This is a genomic window from Archangium gephyra, from assembly GCF_049060025.1.
Classification (GTDB): Bacteria; Myxococcota; Myxococcia; order Myxococcales; family Myxococcaceae; genus Archangium; species Archangium gephyra_A.
The window spans coordinates 493,261-515,113 of the sequence record NZ_JBMEQQ010000002.1 but is presented as its reverse complement, the minus strand read 5'-3'; the positions used below and the strand labels follow the sequence as shown (position 1 = coordinate 515,113).

20 protein-coding genes are annotated in these 21,853 nt (G+C 70.0%); 6 read left to right on the top strand and 14 right to left on the bottom strand.

Features of this window, described 5'->3' with window-relative positions; translation table 11 throughout:
- Positions 1 to 7 precede the first annotated feature (7 nt).
- Positions 8 to 1,234, bottom strand: a complete 1,227-nt coding sequence (locus ACN28I_RS02310; RefSeq protein WP_420940528.1) for a sensor histidine kinase — start codon at positions 1,232 to 1,234, stop codon at positions 8 to 10.
- 148 nt (positions 1,235 to 1,382) lie between these two features.
- On the opposite strand from ACN28I_RS02310, the gene ACN28I_RS02305 reads away from it, so the two are divergent.
- A complete protein-coding gene (locus ACN28I_RS02305; RefSeq protein ID WP_420940527.1) occupies positions 1,383 to 2,543 on the top strand; it encodes a hypothetical protein in 1,161 nt (386 codons plus the stop codon).
- Positions 2,544 to 2,559: 16 nt separating this feature from the next.
- Here ACN28I_RS02305 and ACN28I_RS02300 read toward each other — a convergent pair whose 3' ends face one another.
- The 9 genes from ACN28I_RS02300 to tilS form a co-directional block, all read right to left on the bottom strand.
- Positions 2,560 to 2,985: a hypothetical protein gene (locus ACN28I_RS02300; protein ID WP_420940526.1), complete on the bottom strand. Its 426-nt coding sequence runs from the start codon at positions 2,983 to 2,985 to the stop codon at positions 2,560 to 2,562.
- A gap of 107 nt (positions 2,986 to 3,092) precedes the next feature.
- Positions 3,093 to 3,581, bottom strand: coding sequence for a tRNA (adenosine(37)-N6)-threonylcarbamoyltransferase complex ATPase subunit type 1 TsaE (gene tsaE, locus ACN28I_RS02295; RefSeq protein ID WP_420940525.1), 489 nt, complete (start codon positions 3,579 to 3,581; stop codon positions 3,093 to 3,095).
- Entirely contained in the window at positions 3,578 to 5,110 is a 1,533-nt protein-coding gene (locus ACN28I_RS02290; RefSeq protein WP_420940524.1) for an NAD(P)H-hydrate dehydratase, read from the bottom strand. The genes tsaE and ACN28I_RS02290 overlap by 4 nt, the downstream gene beginning before the upstream one ends.
- 3 nt (positions 5,111 to 5,113) lie before the next feature.
- Complete coding sequence (acpS, locus tag ACN28I_RS02285; RefSeq protein WP_420940523.1) at positions 5,114 to 5,491, bottom strand: holo-ACP synthase; 378 nt, start codon at positions 5,489 to 5,491, stop codon at positions 5,114 to 5,116.
- Between the two features lie 6 nt (positions 5,492 to 5,497).
- The gene (locus ACN28I_RS02280) at positions 5,498 to 6,223 is read right to left on the bottom strand and encodes a pyridoxine 5'-phosphate synthase (protein ID WP_420940522.1); all 726 of its coding nucleotides are present in this window, start codon (positions 6,221 to 6,223) and stop codon (positions 5,498 to 5,500) included.
- Between the two features lie 67 nt (positions 6,224 to 6,290).
- Entirely contained in the window at positions 6,291 to 7,685 is a 1,395-nt protein-coding gene (gene glmM, locus ACN28I_RS02275) for a phosphoglucosamine mutase (protein ID WP_420940521.1), read from the bottom strand.
- A gap of 192 nt (positions 7,686 to 7,877) precedes the next feature.
- On the bottom strand, positions 7,878 to 9,128 hold the full coding sequence (folP, locus tag ACN28I_RS02270) for a dihydropteroate synthase (RefSeq protein WP_420940520.1): 1,251 nt from the start codon (positions 9,126 to 9,128) through the stop codon (positions 7,878 to 7,880).
- Between the two features lie 78 nt (positions 9,129 to 9,206).
- Positions 9,207 to 11,126 carry an ATP-dependent zinc metalloprotease FtsH gene (ftsH, locus tag ACN28I_RS02265; RefSeq protein ID WP_420940519.1) on the bottom strand — a complete coding sequence of 640 codons (1,920 nt, stop codon included), beginning with the start codon at positions 11,124 to 11,126 and terminating at the stop codon, positions 9,207 to 9,209.
- A 181-nt stretch (positions 11,127 to 11,307) separates the two neighbouring features.
- Positions 11,308 to 12,678, bottom strand: a complete 1,371-nt coding sequence (tilS, locus tag ACN28I_RS02260; RefSeq protein ID WP_420940518.1) for a tRNA lysidine(34) synthetase TilS — start codon at positions 12,676 to 12,678, stop codon at positions 11,308 to 11,310.
- A gap of 450 nt (positions 12,679 to 13,128) precedes the next feature.
- Here tilS and ACN28I_RS02255 point away from each other — a divergent pair, with 450 nt between their 5' ends.
- The gene (locus ACN28I_RS02255) at positions 13,129 to 13,341 is read left to right on the top strand and encodes a TIGR04563 family protein (RefSeq protein WP_002628981.1); all 213 of its coding nucleotides are present in this window, start codon (positions 13,129 to 13,131) and stop codon (positions 13,339 to 13,341) included.
- 5 nt (positions 13,342 to 13,346) lie between these two features.
- The gene (locus ACN28I_RS02250) at positions 13,347 to 13,565 is read left to right on the top strand and encodes a TIGR04563 family protein (protein ID WP_420940517.1); all 219 of its coding nucleotides are present in this window, start codon (positions 13,347 to 13,349) and stop codon (positions 13,563 to 13,565) included.
- Between the two features lie 21 nt (positions 13,566 to 13,586).
- Here the strand turns inward: ACN28I_RS02250 and ACN28I_RS02245 are convergent, their stop codons facing one another.
- Genes ACN28I_RS02245 through ACN28I_RS02235 form a run of 3 tightly spaced genes read right to left on the bottom strand, consistent with a single transcriptional unit; the run spans position 13,587 to position 17,276 of the window.
- Positions 13,587 to 14,426, bottom strand: a complete 840-nt coding sequence (locus ACN28I_RS02245; RefSeq protein ID WP_420940516.1) for a 5'-nucleotidase C-terminal domain-containing protein — start codon at positions 14,424 to 14,426, stop codon at positions 13,587 to 13,589.
- Positions 14,426 to 16,474 (bottom strand): TonB-dependent receptor plug domain-containing protein, encoded by a 2,049-nt coding sequence (locus ACN28I_RS02240; protein ID WP_420940515.1) that lies wholly within the window; start codon positions 16,472 to 16,474, stop codon positions 14,426 to 14,428. Before ACN28I_RS02240 ends, ACN28I_RS02245 begins: the two co-directional genes overlap by 1 nt.
- Entirely contained in the window at positions 16,359 to 17,276 is a 918-nt protein-coding gene (locus tag ACN28I_RS02235) for a hypothetical protein (RefSeq protein WP_420940514.1), read from the bottom strand. The genes ACN28I_RS02240 and ACN28I_RS02235 overlap by 116 nt, the downstream gene beginning before the upstream one ends.
- A 105-nt stretch (positions 17,277 to 17,381) precedes the next feature.
- Between ACN28I_RS02235 and ACN28I_RS02230 the strand changes: the two genes are divergently transcribed.
- From ACN28I_RS02230 to ACN28I_RS02220, 3 genes are all read left to right on the top strand, one after another.
- Entirely contained in the window at positions 17,382 to 18,932 is a 1,551-nt protein-coding gene (locus ACN28I_RS02230) for a ChaN family lipoprotein (protein WP_420940513.1), read from the top strand.
- Positions 18,933 to 19,424: 492 nt separating this feature from the next.
- A complete protein-coding gene (locus ACN28I_RS02225; protein WP_420940512.1) occupies positions 19,425 to 19,694 on the top strand; it encodes a hypothetical protein in 270 nt (89 codons plus the stop codon).
- Complete coding sequence (locus ACN28I_RS02220; protein ID WP_420940511.1) at positions 19,691 to 20,203, top strand: hypothetical protein; 513 nt, start codon at positions 19,691 to 19,693, stop codon at positions 20,201 to 20,203. Before ACN28I_RS02225 ends, ACN28I_RS02220 begins: the two co-directional genes overlap by 4 nt.
- Positions 20,204 to 20,748: 545 nt before the next feature.
- On the opposite strand, the gene ACN28I_RS02215 is transcribed toward ACN28I_RS02220, so the two are convergent.
- Entirely contained in the window at positions 20,749 to 21,810 is a 1,062-nt protein-coding gene (locus ACN28I_RS02215; RefSeq protein WP_420940510.1) for a hypothetical protein, read from the bottom strand.
- Between the last annotated feature and the right edge of the window lie 43 nt (positions 21,811 to 21,853).

Below are 21,853 nucleotides of genomic sequence, written 5' to 3'. Positions count from 1 at the left end.
GGAGGGCTCACGGAGTGGGGCTCGAAACGGGAGAGGAGGTGGTGGCGGACAAGGGGGTCGCCGGAGCGTCCACCACGACGCGGGTGCCGTGCCCTGGCCGGCTGTGGAGCTGGAGCTTCCCGCCCCACGACTCGACGAGCTGTTTGACGACGGGCAACCCCAGCCCCGTGCCCTGACCGGCGGGCTTGGTGGTGAAGAAGGGCTCGAAGACGCGGGCGAGGATCTCCTCGCTCATGCCGGGGCCATTGTCCTGGACCCAGGCCTCGATGCGGCCTCCGGGAGCGTGGCGGACACCGGCCTGGATCTCCGGCTGGGCGGTGCCGGACAGGGCATCCGCGGCGTTGGCGAGGAGGTTGAGGAACACCTGCTGCGCATGCACCGGGCTGGCGGAGATGACACAGGGGGACCCGGGCAGCTCGAGCGACAGGCGCACGTGCCGGGCGCGGCCGGTGATGCGCAGCATGTCGCGCACCTCGCCGAGCGTGCGCCCCAGATTGGCCTGGAGCGCGCCGTCCGTCTGGGGGCGGGCCAGGCGCAGGATGCTCCGGGCCAGCTCGGTGACGTGCTGGGTCGCCAGGGAGAGCATCGCGCGGGTGTCCGGGCCGTCCGGCGCCTCGGGGCCGGCGGGCTCCGGGGGCAGCTCGGAGACGGCGACGGTGAGGACCTGGGCGATGTTGTTCAGCTCGTGGCTGACGCCGGCGGCGAAGGTGCCGAGCGTGGCCAGCCGGTCGGCCCGGAGGATCTGCTGGCGCAGCTCGTCCACGGTGGCCAGGGCGCTGTCGCGCTGCGTGGTGAGAAGCTGGTGGTAGGCGCGCACCTTGAGCAGGTTGGCCACGCGGGCACGCAGCTCCGCTCCATGTACCGGCTTGGTGAGGAAGTCGTCGGCGCCGGCCTCGAGCCCGAGGACGACCTCGCGCCTCCCATCCAGCGCCGTGAGGAGGACGATGGGGAAGTAGTCCTCCCGCGAGAGCTCGCGCAACCGGCGGCAGACCTCGAAGCCATCCAGGCCCGGCATCATCACGTCCAGCAGCACCAGATCGGGACTGGCCTCGCGCACGGCGGCCAGGGCCTCGTGGCCGCTGCTGGCGAAGACGAGCGTGTAGCCAGCGGGTGACAGCAGGGCCGCCGCCGTCTTCCGGCTGGCCTCGTCGTCATCGACGATGAGCACCCGCCACGGGTGGGCGCGCCGGGCGGCCGGAGGACGGGGGGACGCGGCGTCAGGCTCCTGGCTCATACGTGATTTTTTATCATGAGGCCGCCGCCAGCCGCGAAGTGCCCCCGGAGACCTCCGCCAATGCCAGTTCCGTGGTGAATGAAGCGCGAGCCCGTCCGTCCTATGCTGGCCCCGGCATGAGCTGGAGCACCCCCGGCAGGAGAGCCGTATGAGCACGAGTCGCCCCCCCATTCCGGTCCACCTGCGGCTGCAGGCCCTCACCACCCTCATCGCGGTGCTGACGAGCGGGTGCCTCGGCCACTTCTACGAGGTTCAGCGCACGGAGTTGGAGCGGCTCGTGCGCGAGCCTCCGCAGACGCGTGGCCAGAACGTGTATGCCGTGCAGCAGTTCACGACGGATCCGGAGCCGCAACCGGCCACGCCCTGGTATCCCCCCCAGGAGGGGCCGCCGCCGGGCTACTCGGTGGGCCTGCACGGCTACTGGGTCCCCGACTTCTACATCGACTTCGGCACGCCCTATTACCAGCCGCCCGTCTACACGCGGCCCGCCGTGCACGATGCGTCGCCCGTCTCCGGAAACGTGTCCGGCGGCGGCTCGACCGGGAGCGGCTCGTCCTCCGGCTCCGGCAACGTCGGCAACATCGGCAATGTGGGCGAGGCCATCGTGGTGGTCGTCATCGTGGGGATCGGGGTCGGCCTCGCGCTCGCCGCCACCGAGGGCGCCCGCTACGAGGGCTCGGTCGCCGTGCATCCGCAGCACCCGGTGCACCTCTGGCACCGCCACGGAGGCCAGAGCACCGTCCGGCTCGACGAGCTCACCCCCGACCATTTGAGGGATGTCGAGCGGGCCACGCTGTCGGGCCGTGAGGGCGCCGGCATGTGGCTGCGTGGGTCCGCGCCGCTCAACCGCAGAGGCTTCTCGTACCAGTTCGGCGCGGGCGAGGACCGGCTCGCGCTACCCGGTGGGGACAACCCGCGGAGCCTCGGGTTCCGCTTCGCGCTCGGCTACTACCCCGTGAAGCAGTTCGGCCTTCTGGCCGACTCGCGCCTGCAGACCGGAGGTTTCAACGGCGGCAGCTTCTACAACGTGCGCCTCGGGCTGGAGGCCCAGTGGTTCCCCCTCGCCTTGTGGCGCCTGCACCTGGGCCCCTTCGTCGGCGGTGGCCAGTCGTGGTCCGCCTCGGCGGGCGGGGCCCTGCCCACCACGAGTGGCACGCGGCCCTATGTCTCCTTCGGTGCGATCGCGGAGTTCGAGCTGGCCACGCGCCTGGGGCTCACCTTCCGCTGGACCCAGGACTGGCTGCCCACCGCCACCACGGACACCCGCGGCTTCATCAGCTCGTGGTCGGTGGGGCTCTCCGTCTACTGAGCGCGCATCAGGGGATTCACTGAGGGCCCTGACCCGGCTCGCCCCAACGGGCCACGGTGGCGGTCACCGTCATGTCGCCGTCCACCCGGAAGGAGTGGCGAGGCACCCGTGTGCCCTCCGCGGAGAGTTCGGGACGCCAGGCCTCGTCCACCCAGAGCTCGAACGAGACCTCCGCGCCCACCGGGAGACGCACCGAGCCCATGTAGTGCGCCCCGTAGCGGCGCAGCCGGAAACCCGGCGCCGTATCGCCCCCGAGCGATGGATCCGAGCCCACCAACGTGACGACCACGTCGGGCGGGGTCTCCTCAGGGACCGTCACGTCGAAGGAGACGGTGGCGTGGGGATAGGACGGAGGGGGCGGCTCGATGGCGCCACACCCCGCCAGCACCACGCTGACCAGCGGGACGAGCAGGAAGCACTTCACGGTGTGGGAGAGGCTCATGGGACAGAGGATAAACCCGGAGCGAACCTCCCAGGACGGCGAGCGGGGGGACGACCCTCACCCCAGCCCTCTCCCAGGGGGAGAGGGGGATTTACGATGTTCGCCACTCAGCGTTCGGCGGGCAGCCACGCCTTCAGCAGCTCCGCGGGCCGTGCGCCCCAGGCCTCGGCCAGCAGCTCGCGCGACTCCTCGCCCGCGTCCCGGAGGGTGATGCGCAGGTACTCGCGAGGCGCGGCCTGGGGAATCCTGTCCAGCCACTCCACCAGCACCGCGCCGTCCCCACCGTCCACCAGGTCCAGGAAGCCCGTGGCGTACAGCTCGTCGTAGTCGGCCAGCCGGTAGAGGTCCGCGTGGTAGAGCGGCAGCCGGCCCTTGTACGGGTAGACGATGGCGAAGGTGGGGCTGGCCACCTCCGAGCGAGAGACCTCCGCGCCCTCGGCCACGCCGCGCACCAGGTGCGTCTTGCCCGCGCCCAGGTCGCCCACCAGTCCCACGAAGTCCCCCGGCCGCAGAAGCTGTCCGAGCCGCAGGCCCAGGCGGTGGGTTTCCTCGGGCGAGCCCGACAGCAACGAGCGGCTCAGCGTGGGCGTGCTCATCGGTTCCACCTCGTCCACACGTTGCACAGGCCCTTGGCCACGTCCGTGGCGATCAATCCCAACCGGCCGCGCCGGGCCACCATCAGGTCCGCCGCCAACCCGTGCGCATACACGGCCGTCCACGCGGCCTCGGGGAGCTTCAGGCCCTGGGCCAGCAGGGCACCCAGGAGACCGCTCAGCACGTCCCCCATGCCCCCGGTGGCCATGCCCGGGTTGCCCGTGGGGTTGACGTACACGGTGCCGTCCGGGTGCGCGATGAGGGTGCGCGCGCCCTTGAGGACCAGCGTCACCCCGTGCGTGGAGGCGAAGTCCCGGGCCACCTCCACGCGGGCCTTCTGCAGGTCCTTCGTGGGCACGCCGGTGAGGCGCGACATCTCTCCCGGGTGCGGGGTGAGCACCAGCGGCCCCTTCGCCCGGCCGAGCACGTCCAGGTCCGTGGCGACGGCATTGAGCGCGTCCGCGTCCAGCACGGTGGGCACATCCACGCGCGCGAGCAGCTCGCCCAGCAGCTTCACCGTCTCGTCGCCGCGGGGGATGCCCGGACCGATGACGAGCACGTCCTTCTTCTGCGCCGCCTCCAGCAGCGGCTCCAGGTCCGCCATGCCGAGCGGTCCCCGGTTCTCCAGCGGCCAGCCCATCACCTCGGGCGCATGGCCGAGCACCGGCTCCACCACCTCGGAGCGGGTGGCCACGGTGACGAGCCCCGCGCCGCCACGCAGCGCGCCCAGGGCGGACATGGCCGCCGCACCGGACTTGCCGTGGCTGCCGGCCACCACCAACACGTGCCCGTAGCTCCCCTTGTGCGTGTCCGAGCGGCGCGGAGCAAGGGCCCCTCGTGCGTCGGACTCCTCGACGACGTACAGCTCCCGGCCCGCCTGGGGCGTGACGGCCTCGGGAGGAATACCGATGTCCACGCACCGCAAGTCGCCGCACAGGGTGGCGCCGGGCTCCAGCACCTGGCCCTGCTTGAGGAAGCCGAAGGTGACGGTGATGTCCGCCTCCACGCAGGGGGAGAAGGGCTCGCCGGTGTCCGTGTGCAGCCCCGAGGGGATGTCCGCGGCCACCACCTTCGCCCCGGCCGCGCGCCAGCGGAGCATGTGCTGGATGGCCTCGGCGAACTCTCCGGCCGGAGCCCGGGTGAGCCCCGTCCCGAAGAGCGCGTCCACCACCACGTCCCCTGCCCTCGCCTCGACCTCGCCGGGCGGCTGGGGGTGCTGAATCCCGTAGGGCTCCAGCGCGTGCAGGTTGCGCTGGGACTCGGGTGTCAGCTTCGCCCGGTCTCCCACCAGCACCAGCGTCACGGGCAGCCCGGAGATGTGGAGGAAGCGCGCCGCCACCAGCCCATCCCCGCCGTTGTTGCCGGGCCCGCACACCACCACGTACCGAGAGCCCTGGGTGCCGAGCTCGCGCGCCGCGTCCGCCAGCCACCGGCCGGCGTTCTCCATCAGCAGGGGCGAGGGCATGGCGAAACGGGACTCGGCGGACTGGTCGGCCGCGCGCATCCGGGCGGCGGTGAGGGCACGGCGCATGGCTCAGCTCCTCTCCTGCAGAATCACCGTCGCGGCGGCGACTCCAGCGTCATGGGTGAGCGCGAGGAAGGCCTCCGCGCCCCGCTTCTCCATCTCCGCGAGCGCCACCCCCGAGAGGCGGAAGCGAGGCGGACCGCCCTCGCGCACCACCTCCATGTCCTGCCAGGTGAGGCCCGGCGGAGCCCCCAGCGCCTTCACCAGGGCCTCCTTGGCGGCGAAGCGGGCCGCATAGGCACTCGCGGCGTCCGCCCGCGCACCGCACAGGGCCCGCTCGGCCTGCGTGTACACGCGCTCGAGGAAACGCTCGGCGCGCGGTCCATCGAGGATCCGCTGGATGCGCGCCACCGCGCAGATGTCCATCCCCAGTCCGAGGATTGCCATGGCGCCCTACCCCGGGTTGCGCATCAGCTCGAACATCTCCCGCACCGCCCGCTCGAAGCCCACCAGCACCGCCCTCGCGACGATGGCGTGCCCGATGTTCAGCTCGTCGATCTCCTGGATGCGCGCGATGGGCAGCACGTTGTCGTAGTTGAGCCCGTGGCCCGCGGCCACGCTCATGCCCAGCCGCGCCGCCGCCTTCGCCGCGTCGACGATGCGGCTCAGCTCCCGCGCCCGCTCGCGCTCGTTGCGCGCCTCGCAGTAGCGCCCGGTGTGCAGCTCAATCCGGTCCGCGTTCACCTTGTGCGACGCGCGCACCTGGTCCAGGTCCGGATCGATGAACAGCGAGACGGTGATCTCCCCGTCCTTGAGGTTCTTGATGATCTTGGCGATGTGGTCGCGCTGACCGGCCACGTCGAGCCCGCCCTCGGTGGTGAGCTCCTCGCGCCGCTCGGGCACCAGGGTCACCACGTCCGGCTTGTGCTCGTAGGCGATCTTCACCATCTCCTGGGTGGCGGCCATCTCCAGGTTGAGCAGCGTCTGGACCGTCTCCCGGAGGATGCGCAGGTCGCGCTCCTGGATGTGGCGCCGGTCCTCGCGCAGGTGGATGGTGATCTGCCCGGCTCCGGCCAGCTCGGCCATGGCCGCCGCCGTCACCGGATCCGGATACGTGGTCCGCCGCGCCTGACGCAGCGTGGCCACGTGGTCCACATTCACACCCAGTCGCTGTCCCATCTCGGCCGCTCCTCGCGCGCGCGAATCCTCCGCGCGCGCCCTTCTATTGGCGGCCCGAGACCGGAAGTCAACCGTTCAGAGCCTTGGAGAGCGCCTCGGCGATCTCCCGGGCGTACTGCTCGTTGCGCGCGGCGTCGATGCCCTCGATGAGGACGCGGGCCTTGGGCTCGGTGCCGGAGAAGCGCACCAGCACCCGGCCGTCCTTGCCCAGCTTCTTCTCCACGTCCTGGATGGCCCGCATCACCGTGGGCAGCTCGCCCAGCTCGCGCTTCTGCTTGACCACCACGTTGACGAGCGTCTGCGGCACCGGCTGGAAGATGGAGGCCAGCTCGCTCACCGGCTTCTGCTGGCGGCACATGACGGCCAGGAGCTGGAGCGCGGCCAGGGTGCCGTCGCCCGTGGTGGTGTGGTCCGAGAAGATGAGGTGGCCGCTCTGCTCGCCACCGATGTTGTAGCCGTTCTTGCGCATCTCCTCGACGACGTAGCGGTCCCCCACCTTGGTGCGGACCACCTTCACGCCCCAGCGCGCCACCGCCCGCTCCAGGCCGATGTTGCTCATCACCGTGGAGACGAGCGTCTTCTTCTTGAGCTCCTTGCGGGTGACGAGCTCGCCGGTGCAGATGGCCATGATGGCGTCGCCATCCACCACGTTGCCCTTCTCGTCCACGACGATGAGGCGGTCGGCGTCACCGTCCAGGGCGATGCCCAGGTTGGCGCCGTGCTTCACCACCGCGCGCGACAGGTTCTCCGGGTGGAGCGCGCCGCACTTGTGGTTGATGTTCTTGCCGTCCGGCTGCACGCCCAGGGCAATCACCTTGGCGCCCAGCTCCTCGAGCACCGCGGGGGCCGTCTTGTAGGCGGCGCCGTTGGCGCAGTCGACGACGATGGTCATCCCCTCCAGCGTCAGCTCGCGGGGGAAGCACGTCTTGAGGAAGACGATGTAGCGGCCGCGCGCGTCCTCCAGGCGGAAGGCCCGGCCAATCTTGGTCGCGGTGGGGCGGATGGAGTCGATGGCGCCGCTGGCCACCAGTTCCTCGATCTTCGCCTCCGTCTCGTCCGGCAGCTTGAAGCCGTCGCGCCAGAAGAACTTGATGCCGTTGTCCTGGTACGGGTTGTGGGAGGCCGAGATGACGGCGCCCGCGTCCGCACGCATGGAGGTGGTCAGGTTGGCGATGCCCGGGGTGGGCAGCGGACCCACCAGGTCCACGTCCACGCCCATGGAGGTGAGGCCGGCCGCGAGGGCCTGCTCCAGCATGTAGCCGGACAGACGCGTGTCCTTGCCGATGATGACGCGGTGCCGGTGAGGCCCGTTGCGGATGAGATGGGCGAGCGCACGGCCCAACTGCATCGCGACTTCCGCGGTCATCGGGTAGACGTTGGCAACGCCCCGGACACCGTCCGTGCCGAAAAGCCGCTGCGAGGCCCGCTCGTCCTTCGGGGGCATGTTCATCCTGTAGGCCATAGTGTGCCGCTCCACCTTTCCCTTGGGCCGGCCCTGAGGGCGGACCCCGACGCCGAGGGCTTATACCGTGCCCTCCACAGCGCCCGAAGCTAGGGAGTAGAAGCTCCCTGGACAAGCTTGCGGCCAATCAGGCCGCCCCACCCCGTGGTGGGTCGGGCCGCTTCATACATCCTCCCTCAGGGTGAATCTCCCTCAAACGCGCACCTTTCCCGGCTGGTAGAGCGCGCCACCGTCCAGGGCCGCACGCATGGCGTCCGCCACCGCGAGGGCGTCCTTCACCTCGGCCACGTCGTGTACGCGCACGAAATCCGCGTTCCCCGCCGCGGCCATGGCCGCCACCGAGCCGAGCGTCGCGGCCAGGCGCTCGTCCGCCGGCTTGCCCCCCGCCAGCTTGCCGAGGAAGGACTTGCGGCTGGTGCCCAGCAGCAGCGGCAGCCCCAGCACGCGCAGCTCGTCCAGCCGCCGCAGCAGGAAGAGGTTGTGCCCGAGTGTCTTTCCGAAGCCGATGCCCGGGTCCACCAGCACACGCTCGCGCGGCACGCCCGCCGCCACCGCCCGCTCCACGCCCTCCTCCAGGAAGGCCAGCACCTCGTCCACCACGTCCTCGTAGTGCGGGTCCTTCTGCATCGTCTGGGGCGTGCCCTGGATGTGCATCAGGCAACAGGCCGCACCCGCCTCGGCCGTCACCCGGGGCAGCTCGGCGTCGAAGTGGAAGCCGCTGATGTCGTTGACGAGCACCGCGCCGGCCTTGAGCGCCTCGCGGGCCACGGCCGCCTTGGTGGTGTCCACGGAGAGGGGCACGTCCGTGCGGGCCCGCAGCCCCTCGAGGACGGGGACGATGCGCGCCGCCTCCTCCTCGGCGGACACGGTCGGCGAGCCCGGCCGGGTGGACTCCCCGCCCACGTCCAGCACGTCCGCGCCCGCCTCGGCCAGCCGCAGCCCATGGGCCACGGCGGCCTCGGTGCCGAAGTACCGCCCCCCGTCCGAGAAGCTGTCCGGCGTCACGTTCACCACGCCCATGACGTGGGTGCGCGCCCCGAAGGTGAAGGTCTTCGCACCCAGCACCAGCGGGGCCGGCGGCGCCGAGGCCTCCAGCACACGCGCCAGTGCCGCGGCCAGCCCGGCCAGCTCCGGCCGCGCCTTCGCCTCGGCCACCACGCGCTCGAACTGATCCTTGCGTCCGGAGAGCAGCCCCGTGCCGGGCCGTACGCGCAAGTCCCCCGCCACCCACGAGGGGTACTCCTCGCGCCCGGGAGCCTCGGAGGCGGAGAAGAGGCCGGCGAGGAAGCGGCCCTGCTCGCGCTCCAGGCCGGTGAGCAGCACGTGCAGCGCGGGCATCTTCTCCAGCAGGTACTCGCGGGCGGGCGTGGGCAGCCCCATGCGCAGGAAGGCGGGCTCGAGGTCGGCGGGGCGGTCGGCGCGGACGGGACGGGCGCGAATCATGGCGGCTCCGGAAAGCAGAAGGGCCCTCCCCACGAGAGTGGAGAGGGCCCGGGTTCTACACGGAAGCGGAAGCTCGGGCTACGCCTTGTTCGGCTCCATGCCGGGGAGCCCCTCGAGCGCGTCGAGGATCTTCCGCTTGTCCTTCTTCTCGGTGGACTTCGTGGGCGGCGCCATGACGCGAGGAGGCGGACGCTCGCGGGTGAGCTGCCCACCCTGGAGGAGGATGTTCACGTCCTCGGCATCCAGCGTCTCGTACTCCACCAGCGCATCGGCCACGCGCTTGAGGCCCTCGAGGTGCTCGGTGAGCAGCTTCTTGCCGGCCTCGTAGCAGCCCATGACGATGTTGCGCACCTCGGCGTCGATCTGCCGCGCGGTGTCCTCGGAGTAGTCCTTGGCCGAGTTGAAGTCGCGGCCCAGGAACACCTCACCGTCGCTCTTGCCGAAGGACAGCGGGCCCATCTTCTCGCTCATGCCCCAGCGGCACACCATGGCGCGCGCCGTCTCGGTGGCACGCTCGATGTCGTTGGAGGCACCCGAGCTCATCTCGTTGTAGATGAGCTCCTCGGCGATGCGGCCGCCCATGGCCATGGTGATCTGGTCGAGGATCTGCTTCTTGTACCCGTTGACCTTGTCCTCGAGAGGCAGGCTCCAGGTGAGACCCAGGGCCTGGCCGCGCGGGATGATGGTGACCTTGTGGAGGGGATCGCAGCCGGGCAGCAGCTTGGCGATCAGCGCATGGCCGGCCTCGTGGACGGCCGTGTTGCGCTTCTCCTTCTCGGTCATGATCATGGACTTGCGCTCCGGGCCCATGAAGACCTTGTCCTTGGCCTGCTCGAAGTCGCTGAGGTCCACGCGCTCCTTGTTCTGGCGGGCGGCCATCAGGGCGGACTCGTTGACCAGGTTCTCCAGGTCCGCGCCCGTCATGCCCGGCGTACCGCGGGCGATGACCTCGAGCTCCACCTCGGGAGCCAGCGGCACGCGGCGGGTGTGCACCTTCAGCACGCCCAGGCGGCCCTTCAGGTCGGGACGGGGCACCACAATGCGCCGGTCGAAGCGGCCCGGGCGCTGGAGCGCCGGGTCGAGCACGTCCGGACGGTTGGTGGCGGCGATGAGGATGACGCCCTCGTTGGACTCGAAGCCGTCCATCTCCACCAGGAGCTGGTTGAGCGTCTGCTCGCGCTCGTCGTGACCACCGCCGAGGCCCGCGCCACGGTGACGGCCCACGGCGTCGATCTCGTCGATGAAGATGATGCAGGGGGCGTTCTTCTTGCCCTGCTCGAACAGGTCACGGACGCGGCTGGCGCCCACGCCCACGAACATCTCCACGAAGTCCGAGCCGGAGATGGAGAAGAAGGGAACGCCGGCCTCACCGGCCACCGCGCGGGCCAGCAGCGTCTTGCCCGTACCCGGAGGGCCCATCATGAGGACGCCCTTGGGGATGCGGCCACCCAGCTTGGTGAACTTCTTGGGGTCCTTGAGGAACGCGACGATCTCCTCCAGTTCCTCCTTGCACTCGTCGGCGCCGGCCACGTCCGCGAACGTGATCTTGTTGTGGCTCTCATTGAGGAGCCGCGCCTTCGACTTGCCGAAGGTCATCGCCTTGCCGCTGCCACCCTGAAGCTGGCGCATGAAGAAGATGAAGAAGAGGAACAGGAAGACGACGGGCAGCCACTGTCCCAGGACGGTGAGCCAGAGGCTGTTCTGCTCCTCCCGCTCGTACTTCACGTCCACGCCGTTCTTGCGAAGCTGCTCCAGCACGGCGGCGTCCGGCGCGGGGCCGGTGGTGCGGAACTTCTCCTCGGTGTCGGCGAACACACCCTGGTAGGTGTTCCCCTTGACCGAGACGGCACGAACCTTGTTGGCCTCCACCTTGGCCAGGAACTGGGTGAAGGTCGGCTCCTGCACCTGGTCGCCACCCGTGGAGAAGAAATTGTAGAAGGCGACGAAGAGGACGATCAGGATGACCCAAAGGCCGATGGTCTTATAAGTCGAACGCACGTGTCAGCTGCCCTTTCGGAAGCTCGGCGGTATGAGGGCACGGCCGAAAAATGCCCAGCAGTTTCGACCGTTTGTCACGACACCGGGCGTGTTGCCCGTTTATCGGACGGTATCAGCAACAGCAAAAACGCCTCAACTATTTTGGGGGTTCCATCCCCAACCTCCCCCGCAGTGGTCCACTCTATAACGGAGGGGGACCGGGCACGCTCGTAACCGGTGGTGAGGCCCACAGAAAGAGGCGTACAGCCGCCTCGGACGTGGAATTCCAAACGCCCGGCACCCACAGCACTGTCTGCTCGGCATCCATCACCACCGGCAGCGCGTCGCGGCGCTCGGCGGGAATGCGCCGGTCCACCAGCACATCCTGCAGCTTGCGCGAGCCCGCGGGCCCCCTCACCCGGTCCCCCGCTCGACGCGTGCGCACCGTGAGGGGCCACCGCGTCTCCTCTGGAAGCGGCAGTCCGAGGGTGCCCGGCGGAGGAGGCTCCACCGTCACGGTGAAGGTCCAGCCCGTGCCTGGTTGGACTCCCGACGAGTCCACCCCCATCAGCACCAACGCCGCCGGCGGCTCGCGGGGGGCCTCGCGGCGCACACAGCGCACGCGCCCGCCCGCGGTCCTCAATTGAAGGCCCCCGCTCGCCTGCCCACCCCGGAGCGTCACGGCGCGGCCCGTCTCCACCGCCCGCTGGGCCCGGGCCAGGGAGGCCTCATCCACCTCCGCCCCAGCGCTGGCCAGCAGGCGAGCCAGCACCCGTCGGCGCAAGGGCGGCTCCAGGGCGCGCACCCCCACGGCGTCCAGGCTCCCATCCGGGAGCGAGAGCCGGCCCCAGGCCCCGTCCGCCAGACTGCCCAGCAGGGCCTCGTCCTCGGCGGCCAGCCGGGCGAAGGCGGCCAGCCGGGGCACCACCGGGAAGCCCGCGGCGCGCACCAGCACCGGCAGCACCTCGTGGCGGATGCGGGTCCTCAGAAAGGCCGGGTCCTTGTTCATCGGATCCGTCACGAAGGAGACGCCCTCCCCGGCCAGGAAGGCCTCCACCTCCTCGCGCGTGCGCTCAAGGAGCGGGCGGACGAGGAAGAGACGGGCCCGGTGGATGCCCGCCGCTCCCCGCAGGGCCGTGCCCCGGACGAGCCTCATGAGGAGGGTCTCCGCCTGGTCCGAGGCCGTATGGGCCGTGGCCACCACTTGAAGGCCCTGCTCCCGCCGCAGCGCCTCGAGCGCCGAGTACCGGGCCTCGCGGGCCCGCGCCTCCAGCCCGGAACCGGGTGCCAGCCGCAGCGGGACGACATGGCAGGGCAGTTCCCATCGGGCAGCCAGCCGGGCGACCGCTTGCACCTCCTCCTGGGCCTCGGGCCGCAGGCCATGGTCGAGCGTGGCCACTTCCACCTGGAGTGAGAGCGACTCGCGCACCCGGGCCGTGCCCACGAGCAGCGCCGTGGAGTCCGCCCCTCCGGACACGGCCAGCAGGACGGAGCCGCCCACCAGCCCCAACTGCCGGTAGGACTCCCTCAGGGCCGTCGAGAACAGGACGCTGGCGTCAGCAGTGGAGGGCATTGAACAGGTGAAGGAATCAGAATCGAGCGAGACCCGTTACACCGGATGCAGCCGGTTGAAGGGGCTGAAGACGATTCTTATGATCGTCACGAAGGTCGCGAGGGACGGGCGGGTCGGGGAAAAGAGGTGGGGAATGGATCGCGCGACGCAAGCTGTTTCGAACGTGAACTTTTGACGGAGTTGGGCCTAGGGGTCCCCCCCCTCCCCCTCTGGGCCCACGGGGCCGCCGGGATCAGTCCTGGCGGTCCTTCTTTCCGGAGCGCCCCGGGTTCTTCCTTGACTGGAAGGATCCGGGGCGTTCCCTTTTGCGGGTTTTTTTCCCCTGACGATACCTGTACGGCTGCATACGGTACGGGAGCACTCCGAAACCGTTGACCCGTCAGGGCGTCTGTCGGATAACGGCTCCGGTGTGTTCAGGTCGTCACCTCGTATCCGTTGCGGAGAGCCAGGATGGCAGGCACCGACAAGCGTAAGCAGTCCCTCTACTTCCCCGAGGAGATGCTCAAGGAGATCCAGGAAGAAGCAAACCGCCAGGATCGCTCGCTCTCGTGGGTGGTGCAGCAGGCCTGGAAGATCGCTCGAGACCGTATCAAGTCGTTCCCCGCGGTGAACGACGTGACGGGTGACGAGCGGCAGGACCCCCGTGAAGAAGGGAGGTCCTGAGCTTCATGGCAGCCACCGACCATCGAAAGCAGAGTCTCTATTTCCCCGAGGACATGCTGGACGAAATCCAGCGTGAGGCGACGCGGCAGGATCGCTCGCTCTCGTGGATCGTCCAACAGGCGTGGAAGGTGGCCCGCGCCGAGTTGCGCAAGATGCCGTCGCCCAACGACGTCTTCGGCCCCACGCCGACGCCGCCCAACGGCACGGACACCCCGCAGTCCTAGGACGTGGCCCTCGCCCCGGCCCTACTGCACCACGGGCCGGGCGGGCCGCGCGCAGTGCTGAAAGAGGATGCGGCCAGCCTCCCGTAGCGCCCGGTTCTCGGTCGAGTGGTTCGACCGCATATGGGCCCCGGCGAGGTTGGCATCCGTGGCCTTCCCTTCCGCCGTGCTCGCCGTGACGGGGTTGCGCGAGAGGTCCGTGGCGGCGTCCTTGAAGATGGAGCCGTACCCATCCCCGCCCCCGAGCAGGAAGTCGGGCATGGCCACGCGATAGACGATGGACGGATCCGCGCGAGGCGGCAGCGGCACCGTGCGCGCGTTCACCTGCAGCCCCACCACGCGAGAGCCCGCGGGACGCTCGCAGTCCACCGTCACCGTGGTGCCCTCGGACACGTGCAGGAAGGCGCCGGAGGGAAAGAGGATGGGCTGGCCCTCCGGGTACAGCCCCGCCACCGACTGCTCGAACATGGCCACCAGTTGCTGCTCGGTGAGGTTCACCGTCACCACGGAGTTCTCGAAGAGGAGGACCTCGTGCAGCAGGCCGTTCTTGAGCGGGCCCTTGGGGATGACGGTGCGGGTGACGCACAGGCCCTCGGCGCGCAGCGAGCCCCCGTTGATGATGCCCAGCTCCGCGGGCGCCTTGGAGCCGTCCTCGGCATGCCGGAAGGCATCCGCGGCGAGCTGGCCGAGGGCATTGTTGTCGTGGCGGGCGTAGGGCCTGTCGAGGAAGACGTCCTCGCCCAGGTAGCCGACGGTGGACTCCGGATCGGCCACCAGCGGCTGGCACTGGTCGTTGTACTGCAGGCAGCCGAGCCCCGGAGCGAGGGCCACGGCCAACAGGGCGGCGGTGAGCGTGCGAGGCATCAGTTGCGGGCCCTCAGGGTGAGGAAGGCGGAGACGCCCTCGCGAGGAACCAGGCCGGGCATGCGGTCCGGCCGGGGGACGTCGTCACGCAGGTCGGAGGCGAAGACGTTCTGCACCACGACGGCCAGCTCGAAGTGGTCGCCAATGGGCTCGGTGCGCACCTGGGCGGTGATGAGGCCGTAGGCCGGAATCTTGTAGCGGCGGATGAGCTCCAGCACGGAGCGGGTGTTGTTGCGCCGCTCGGCGCCCGCGCGCACGACGATATCGAAGTTGATGAAGTCCCCGATGGGCATGGACACGCCGGCGTTGAAGCGTGCCTGGGGGATGTCGGTGAGGTAGCGGTGGTTGGCGGGCACCTCCTGGTCCTCGGCGCGGAAGAGGCTCGCGTTGACCCAGGTGGTGGCGCGCTTGGAGGCCTCCAGACGGGCCTCGCCCTCCACGCCGTAGACGAGCACGCCCAGCTCGCGGTTGCGCACCGGGACGATGTTGCCCGAGGTGTCCACCGCCGCGATGGGGTTGGAGAAGCTCTCCAGGAAGGCGTTGGCGCGGATGCGCACACGCGACTCGCCGGAGACCTGGATGAGATCCGCACCGGCCTCCAGCGTGTTCACCACCGCGGGCCGCAGGGCCGGGTTCCCCTCGAAGCGGCCCTGGTTGTAGTAGGTGTTGGGGATCGTCTCCAGCAGCTCCTGGATGGTGGGCGGGCGGAAGGCGCGGCCGTAGAGCAGCTTGAGGACGAGCGAGTCCGTGGGCGAGAAGACGAGCCCCACCCGCGGGTTGACGCTCGGCACCCACTGCGTGCCGGTGATGGCGTTGGTGTCGTTCACGGACGGGAGCTGGGTGGCGTCCACGCGCACCCCGAAGGTGAGCGTGAGCGGCTCCACCACCGTCCATTGGTCCTGCGCGAAGGCGCTGAACGTCAGGCGTCGCGCCGCCGAGCCATCCGCGAGCTTCAGCATGTCCACCACCCCCTCGGGCGTGGTCAGCGAGGGCCGGCGGCGGCTGTCGAGCGTGTAGTTGGTCTCGTAGCTGTACGCGCCCAGCATCTGCAGCTCGGCCGCGGCGCCCAGCGAGAGGCGGTTGCCCTCGAAGAGCGACACGTCCGAGTCCACGCTGGCCCCCAGCGAGCGCACGGTGACGCGCGTCTGCTCGAGCATGCCGTCGGCGAAGAGCTGGTTGTCATCCGGGCCGGTGCGGAAGCCGTCCGGGCCAATCTGGAAGAGCCGGTCCGTGCTCTGCTGCTCACCGTGGAGCCGCGCGCGCAGGCGCACCCGGTCGTTCAGCGGGCGCTCGTAGGTGATGTCGCCGAGGAACACCTGCCACCCCAGGCGCGAGCCCGGCCCCACGGTGTCGAAGAGGCCCACCAGGGCGGAGCGCTCCTCGGAGAGCAGCCGCGCGGAGACCTGGAGGTGGCTGTCGGACGACAGCTCGTAGCCGAACCCCAGGCCCAGGTTGAGCAGGAAGCGGTCGTCCTGGGTGGTGCCGGAGGGGTCCAACGGCTCGCGCAGCTTCTGGGCGAGCGTGTCCGCGCTGAGCGCGTCCGTCTCGATGGGCGCCGAATCCCCCACCTGGTGCCACAGGTCCGCGTCGGCGAAGAGCTTGAGGCGGCCAAAGGAGTGGGCCCCGGAGACATGGCCATCGAAGGTGGTGGCGAGCCGGTCCTCCAGCTTGGGAAAGCCGCCCCCGGAGACGGAGGCGCGAAAGCCCTCGGCGCGCTGGGTGACGATGTTCACCACGCCCAGGAAGGCGCCGGCACCGTAGAGCGCCGAGCCGGGCCCGCGGATGACCTCGATGCGCTCCAGGTTCTCCACCGGCAGGTTCATCAGCGCCTTGCCGTCGAAGAAGTTGTTGAGGCGCTGGCCATTGAGGAGGAAGAGCACCTTGGCGTCGTTGCGCAGGCCGCGGATGGCGACGCGGTGGAAGCCCTGCACGTCACGGCTGATGGTGAGGCCGGGCATCACGTCCAGCACGTCCGCCACCGTGCGCGCACCGAGCGCGCGAATCTGCTCGCGCCCGAAGGAGGCGGCGATGGCGGGCACCTTCTTCACCTTCTCCTCGTGCCGGGTGGCGAGCGCCAGGGTGTCCTCGGCGCTGTAGAGGGCGAGATCCTCCTCGAGCTTCCGAGCGCTTCGGCGCGGGCTGCTCGGGCTCGGCGGAGCGCGAGGGCCTCGCGGCGGCTGGACGGGAAGTGTCACTCCCGGTGTCCGGAGGCAGCTCGGCCGTCAGGGCCGCCATGGCGTCATCGGACCCGGACTTCCGGGGGGGCTCGGGCCTGCGCTCGGCCTTCGGAGCCGGTTCCGTCTTGGAAGGAGGCTCGGCCTTCGGAGCGGGCTCCGCCCTGGCGGCGGACTCGCTCTTGCGGCCCGGCTCGGTCCTGCGCTCGTTCCGGGCGGGAGGCTCGGCCCTGGCGGCGGGCTCGGGCTCGACGGGCCGCGTGGAGAGCGGCGCCCGCGCCGAGGGCACCTGCCCCACCACGACGACGCGGGCCGGCCGCGTGGCGCTCTTGAAGAGGGGCACGCGCTCCCCACCGGGGGTGAAGCCCTCCACGTAGTACTCGACGCCGGGCGGGGCCAGGCTCGAGGCCGGGATGGTGCCCCGGTACAGGTCGCCGTACTGCAGCTCCAGGGGCGCCTCGGCGTAGGGCTCGCCGGGCCCGCGGTAGCGGATGACCAGCCGCATGATGCGCTGGGTCCCGGTGAGCACACCGTCGACCACGAGCGCCACCCCGGGCTCCGCCTGTGCGGGCGCGTTGTGCAGCAGCGTCGACTGCTCCTGGGCGAGCACGGGCAGCGCCGTGAGCAGCACGAGCGCGAGGAGGACGGGGCGTGATCTCGTCAGTACGGACTTCACGGTGAACCCGGATCGTCTCCCGAGGGGTCCGGCCCGTCAAGGAAGGGGGGTCCCGGACGCCGAATTTTTGCCGGGCTGGCACTCGCGTGCGAGTTGTGATCGTCCATGCGCGCGTCGCTCGCCCTCCACCTCGCCCTGTTCCGCCGCCAGAAGGCCCAGATTGCCCGGGCCATCGAGGGGCAGTCCGCGGCCTTCCGCGCCTACGAGGCCCGCTACCGCCGGCGGACGTCCGAGTACCGGCGGGTGCTGACGGCCTCGGCCGTGTCCCAGCGGGTGCAGGCGGCGGACGTGGTGTACGTGGGCGACTACCACACCCTGCCGCTGGCCCAGGAGACGTACCTGGAGCTGGTCGAGGGCGTGCGGGAGGCGGGCCGCCGCGTCGTGCTCGCGCTCGAGTGCGTCGAGGGCCGGCACCAGGCCGCGGTGGAGGCGTACCTCGCGGGACGCCTGGCGGAGCGGCCCCTGCTCGCCCGGCTGGGTCATGGCACGAGCCAGGGCTCCTGGTCGGGCCTGCGCACGCTGCTGTCCTACGCGAAGCGTCATCGGCTGCAGGTGGTGGGCATCGACCGGCGCGCGCAGGGCGAGCGCTCCCTGGAGCTGCGGGACGCGTACGCGGCGGAGCGGATTGCCCGGGCGGTGCGCGCGGAGGACAAGCCGCGGGTGATGGTGCTGGTGGGCCAGTACCACGTAGCCCCCTGCCATCTGCCGGCGCAGGTGGAGCGGGCCCTGGGCGAAGGGCCCGAGGCGCGCGGGCTGGTGGTGTACCAGAACGCCGAGGGCGTCTACTGGCGGCTGGCCCGCGAGGGCAAGGTGGGCATGTCGCAGGCGGTGGAGCTGCCGGACGGCGCGCTGTGCCTGCTGAACGCCTCGCCGGTGGTGTGCCAGCAGAGCTTCCTGGATTACCTGGAGGCGGAGTCCGGGGACTCGCCGCTGCGGGACAGGAGCGCGGCGGAGCGCTTCCGGGAGATGGCGAGCCTCATCGGCCGGCTGGCGGGAGTACCGGTGGGCCGGTCGCTGGACGAGGTGGAGGTGGTGACGGCGGCGGACGAGGACGCGCTGGTGCGCATCCAGCAGCGGGGCCGCTTCACGCAGGGGGAGCTGCTGCAGTTGCGGCGGCACATCCTCTCGCGGGAGAGCTGCTACATCCCCCGGGCACGGACGGCGTACCTGGCGTCGTTGTCGCTGAACCACGCGGCCGAGGAGGCGGCGCACTTCGTCCGGCACTGCGCGGTGGGAGACGCGATGGAGGCGCCCCGGCGGGCCTCGGATGCGTTCTACGCGCGGTGCCTGGAGGAGGCGCTGGGCTTCTTCGGCTCGAAGCTGGTGAATCCGCGGCGCACGTGCCTGGGGACGGGCGAGTGGGCACTGCGCTTCGCCGGAGCCCGGGGCGTGGAGCGGCAGATCGCCGCGTTCGTGCTGGCGCACAAGGCGGCGGAGGTGGAGGTGCCGGACGAGGCGGTGAAGCTGCTGCCCCTGCGCAAGGACCGGCTCTTCCACGGCGTCAGCCACGCGCTCGGCTACCTGCTGGGAGACGCGCTCTACCGCGACTTCGACGGGGGCCAGGTGGACCGGGCGGAGCTCCGGGCCCTGTTCCGCAATCCCCTGGAGGACCCGAGGGCCACGTACTTCGACTGGGTCCGCCGCCTCTCCCGGTGAAGGCATACGAACGCCTGGCAGTATGATGGAGAAAGCCGTGCGCCTGTTTGCAGTGTCCTTGCTGGTTTCGTACCCAATGCTGATAGCGGCCTGTGGTGCCCACCATGGCATCGCTCCAGCGATGAGGACCATGGAACACCAGGGCCACTTGAGCCGCGTACGCATCGTTCCGGAGGAACGCAGCCAGGGAACTCAGCAGCTCGGTGCGTTTCCCCTGGTACTCGTCCCCGTGGGGATTGGCATCAAGGAGATTCTCATTGGAGGCAGCGCAATAGTGCTTGGAGGTATCCTGATTGATTTCTGCATCAGATCGGGTGCTTGCGCCTCCAAGAGCGCACCGAAAGACGAAAGCGATGCCTCCGTCAATAAACCGCCGCCGCGAAATCCTCCAGACGAACGCTGCAAGAAGGTCGCCGAGAATTGCCGAGTGCAGTGCCTGGAGGAGTTGCCTACGCCTGACTTTGGATTTGCCTTTTGGAACTGCGTCAACGCATGCGTGACGAGAAGTGGCTGTTCGCCTGGGATGTATTGAGGAAGGTGACGACGATGACCAACACCACCGCCAAGGCCATCTCGGAGCTGATGGTGTCAATGGGTGCACAGCTGAACGAGTCCATTCGCCTCGTTCAATCAACGGAGGACGAGGCCGAGTTCAAACGATACCGAGATTCGGTTTCCAAGATCATGACCACCATGCTCCTGGAGATCATGAACCCGCTCTACACAGAGCACCCCGAACTGAAGCCTCCTGAACTCCGATGAGAGCCTGGCAACATCTCGACTTCGATGACCCGACGGTCGCCCCGGCCCTGGCGGTGCTCCAGTCCTTGCAGCGGGAGGACCGCGAGGTGGTGCGCTACCGCATCCCGGAGGGCTTCTCCCCCTACGATGAGGCGGTGGCGGACGAGATCATCGAGCTGCAGCAGCGGGTCCTCGACGCGCTCCGGAAGCTCGTGCCTCCGGGAGAGCGCCTCGCCGTCGTGGATCCCGAGGACCACCACCCTCCCCTGCTGTTCCATCCCCACGTGCCCTTCGAGGCCGTGAGCCGCGAGCGGCTCTGGGGCTACAAGCACTACGTGATGCCCGCGTGGAGGGTGGGACTGCTGCCCGATGGGGAGAGCTGGTGCTTCGTCGGCTCCGACTTCGCCTGGGAGGTCCTCAACCCCGTCACGAGCCCCTCCGAGCTCGTCATCCGGGGCTCCCGCCTGCTCTCCACACTCGACCTGGAATCGATCCGGCTCCTCAGGCGCTTCGAGTTCCACAAATCCTGACGAAAGCCTTTGGGCCCATGGACATCGAAAGAAACCTCGGGCTGGCCGAAGAAGTTCGGGAGTTCGTGGTGAAGGGTGGACTCCTGTCGTTCTCGGGGGAATTGGAGCCGGACAAGGTCCTGGTCGTCTCCAGCCTCGAGGATGCGCTCGCGTATGCGAAGAGCCAGGAGCTTCCCGAGGACGTCTCGATCTGGGCCGATCTCAAGGCATACCAGTTCAGCGAATACCAGGATGTCACCAGCTCCCTGCCACCGTCTGAGTACAGCGCTCTTCATAAGGAGTTGGACACGCTCGAGGATCGCATCGTGCAGGCTGCATGGGACAGTCTTGCCGCTCGGGAGGACCTCGAGGCGTTTGAGGAGCTGGCGCAGGACATCGGGCCCGATCTGGCGCATGTGGCGGCTGCGCGGTTCCTCGGTGGGAAGCAGCTGAGCCCCTTCGCGGAGGAGCTCTCTCGCTGTACCGCGCCGGAGGATGGCCCTGCGGGTACAAGGGCGAGTACCCGCATGGGAAGTTCATCGTCTACTGGCGGAGCCCTCGATAGGCTACGGCGAGCCCGTCCCTCCATCCGTGCCTTCAGCATGGACGACACGGAAGCGCAGCGCCTGGCCGGACACGGGCGCCACGGTCCGCCGTCCCAGCGCATTGGGGACGAACCAGACCCCTCCTTCATCGTTCACGGCCCACAGCTCGTACTCCCCGACGGGGACGGCCCCGAGCGTGGTCACCACCCTCCCCCGCCCCGGCTCCTGGCGGATGGCCTGGGCCAACGGGACGACGAATAGCTGGAGCGCTCCGGCGGCGATCGTGATGCCCGGGTCCCCCTGAAGGCTCCCGAGGAAGGGCGTCACATCGGGCAGCAGCGGAACGATGACCTGCGCGGGCCTGCCCTGGCTGTCCAGGGGCACGATCTGCCCGGGCCTGGGGACGAAGCGCAGGAAGAACTGGGGCCACACGTCCACCACGCCATCCCCGTTCACGTCATCCGCCGTCCCATCCCCATTGGCGTCCGCGAGCCGGACGAAGAACCGGGGCGGCTCGCCGCGCAGCAGCCCGAAGCCCTCGCTCCTCACGTTGAGCGAGACGATCGCCGTGGACGAGTCCGTCAGGGTGAACACCCCCTCCGTCCCCTGCTCCACCACCTGGAACGCGGGGAGCGGGCGCTGCACCCGGTGCGGCAGCGCGAGGTCCACCGGCAGCGTCTGCCCCGGCTGCACGTTCAGCTCGACGGAGGACTCGGGGACCCAATCCCCCGCCCCCGGTTGCGCGAGCACGTCCACGGTGAGGTCCGCGTCGCCATTGGCATCGAGGAAGCCCCACAGCCGGTACACATCGGGCCCCACCCCGGAGAAGCCGAAGCGCGCGTCCCCGGCGGCGAGGCGCACCTCGGGCACGGCGGCCACGTACCTGGGCTCGCCCCGCTGCTCGGGAGGAGCCTCGTCCGGAGCGAAGAGGAACAGGAACGCGTTGCCCACCGGGGGACCGGCCAGCGCCACGCGGCCCTCGACACGGGCTTCGCGCCGGGGCTCCGAGGAAGGAGGCACGGAACAGCCGGCGAGCACGAGCCCGAGGGCCGGAGCGAGGGCACGAAGGACGATGGAAGACACGGCCCCACTCTAACCTTCCGGGGCTGCTCGCGGCGCTGGCAAG

Excerpts from the sequence above, each read along its gene's own strand:
- ACN28I_RS02230 (WP_420940513.1), top strand. The coding sequence starts at position 17,382 with ATGCGCGCGTCGCTCGCCCTCCACCTCGCCCTGTTCCGCCGCCAGAAG.
- ACN28I_RS02310 (WP_420940528.1), bottom strand. The coding sequence starts at position 1,234 with ATGAGCCAGGAGCCTGACGCCGCGTCCCCCCGTCCTCCGGCCGCCCGG.
- ACN28I_RS02225 (WP_420940512.1), top strand. The coding sequence starts at position 19,425 with ATGCGTGACGAGAAGTGGCTGTTCGCCTGGGATGTATTGAGGAAGGTG.
- tilS (WP_420940518.1), bottom strand. The coding sequence starts at position 12,678 with ATGCCCTCCACTGCTGACGCCAGCGTCCTGTTCTCGACGGCCCTGAGG.
- ACN28I_RS02255 (WP_002628981.1), top strand. The coding sequence starts at position 13,129 with ATGGCAGGCACCGACAAGCGTAAGCAGTCCCTCTACTTCCCCGAGGAG.
- ACN28I_RS02280 (WP_420940522.1), bottom strand. The coding sequence starts at position 6,223 with ATGGGACAGCGACTGGGTGTGAATGTGGACCACGTGGCCACGCTGCGT.
- glmM (WP_420940521.1), bottom strand. The coding sequence starts at position 7,685 with ATGGCCTACAGGATGAACATGCCCCCGAAGGACGAGCGGGCCTCGCAG.
- ACN28I_RS02305 (WP_420940527.1), top strand. The coding sequence starts at position 1,383 with ATGAGCACGAGTCGCCCCCCCATTCCGGTCCACCTGCGGCTGCAGGCC.
- ACN28I_RS02250 (WP_420940517.1), top strand. The coding sequence starts at position 13,347 with ATGGCAGCCACCGACCATCGAAAGCAGAGTCTCTATTTCCCCGAGGAC.
- ACN28I_RS02220 (WP_420940511.1), top strand. The coding sequence starts at position 19,691 with ATGAGAGCCTGGCAACATCTCGACTTCGATGACCCGACGGTCGCCCCG.
- folP (WP_420940520.1), bottom strand. The coding sequence starts at position 9,128 with ATGATTCGCGCCCGTCCCGTCCGCGCCGACCGCCCCGCCGACCTCGAG.
- tsaE (WP_420940525.1), bottom strand. The coding sequence starts at position 3,581 with ATGAGCACGCCCACGCTGAGCCGCTCGTTGCTGTCGGGCTCGCCCGAG.
- ACN28I_RS02300 (WP_420940526.1), bottom strand. The coding sequence starts at position 2,985 with ATGAGCCTCTCCCACACCGTGAAGTGCTTCCTGCTCGTCCCGCTGGTC.
- ACN28I_RS02245 (WP_420940516.1), bottom strand. The coding sequence starts at position 14,426 with ATGCCTCGCACGCTCACCGCCGCCCTGTTGGCCGTGGCCCTCGCTCCG.
- acpS (WP_420940523.1), bottom strand. The coding sequence starts at position 5,491 with ATGGCAATCCTCGGACTGGGGATGGACATCTGCGCGGTGGCGCGCATC.
- ACN28I_RS02290 (WP_420940524.1), bottom strand. The coding sequence starts at position 5,110 with ATGCGCCGTGCCCTCACCGCCGCCCGGATGCGCGCGGCCGACCAGTCC.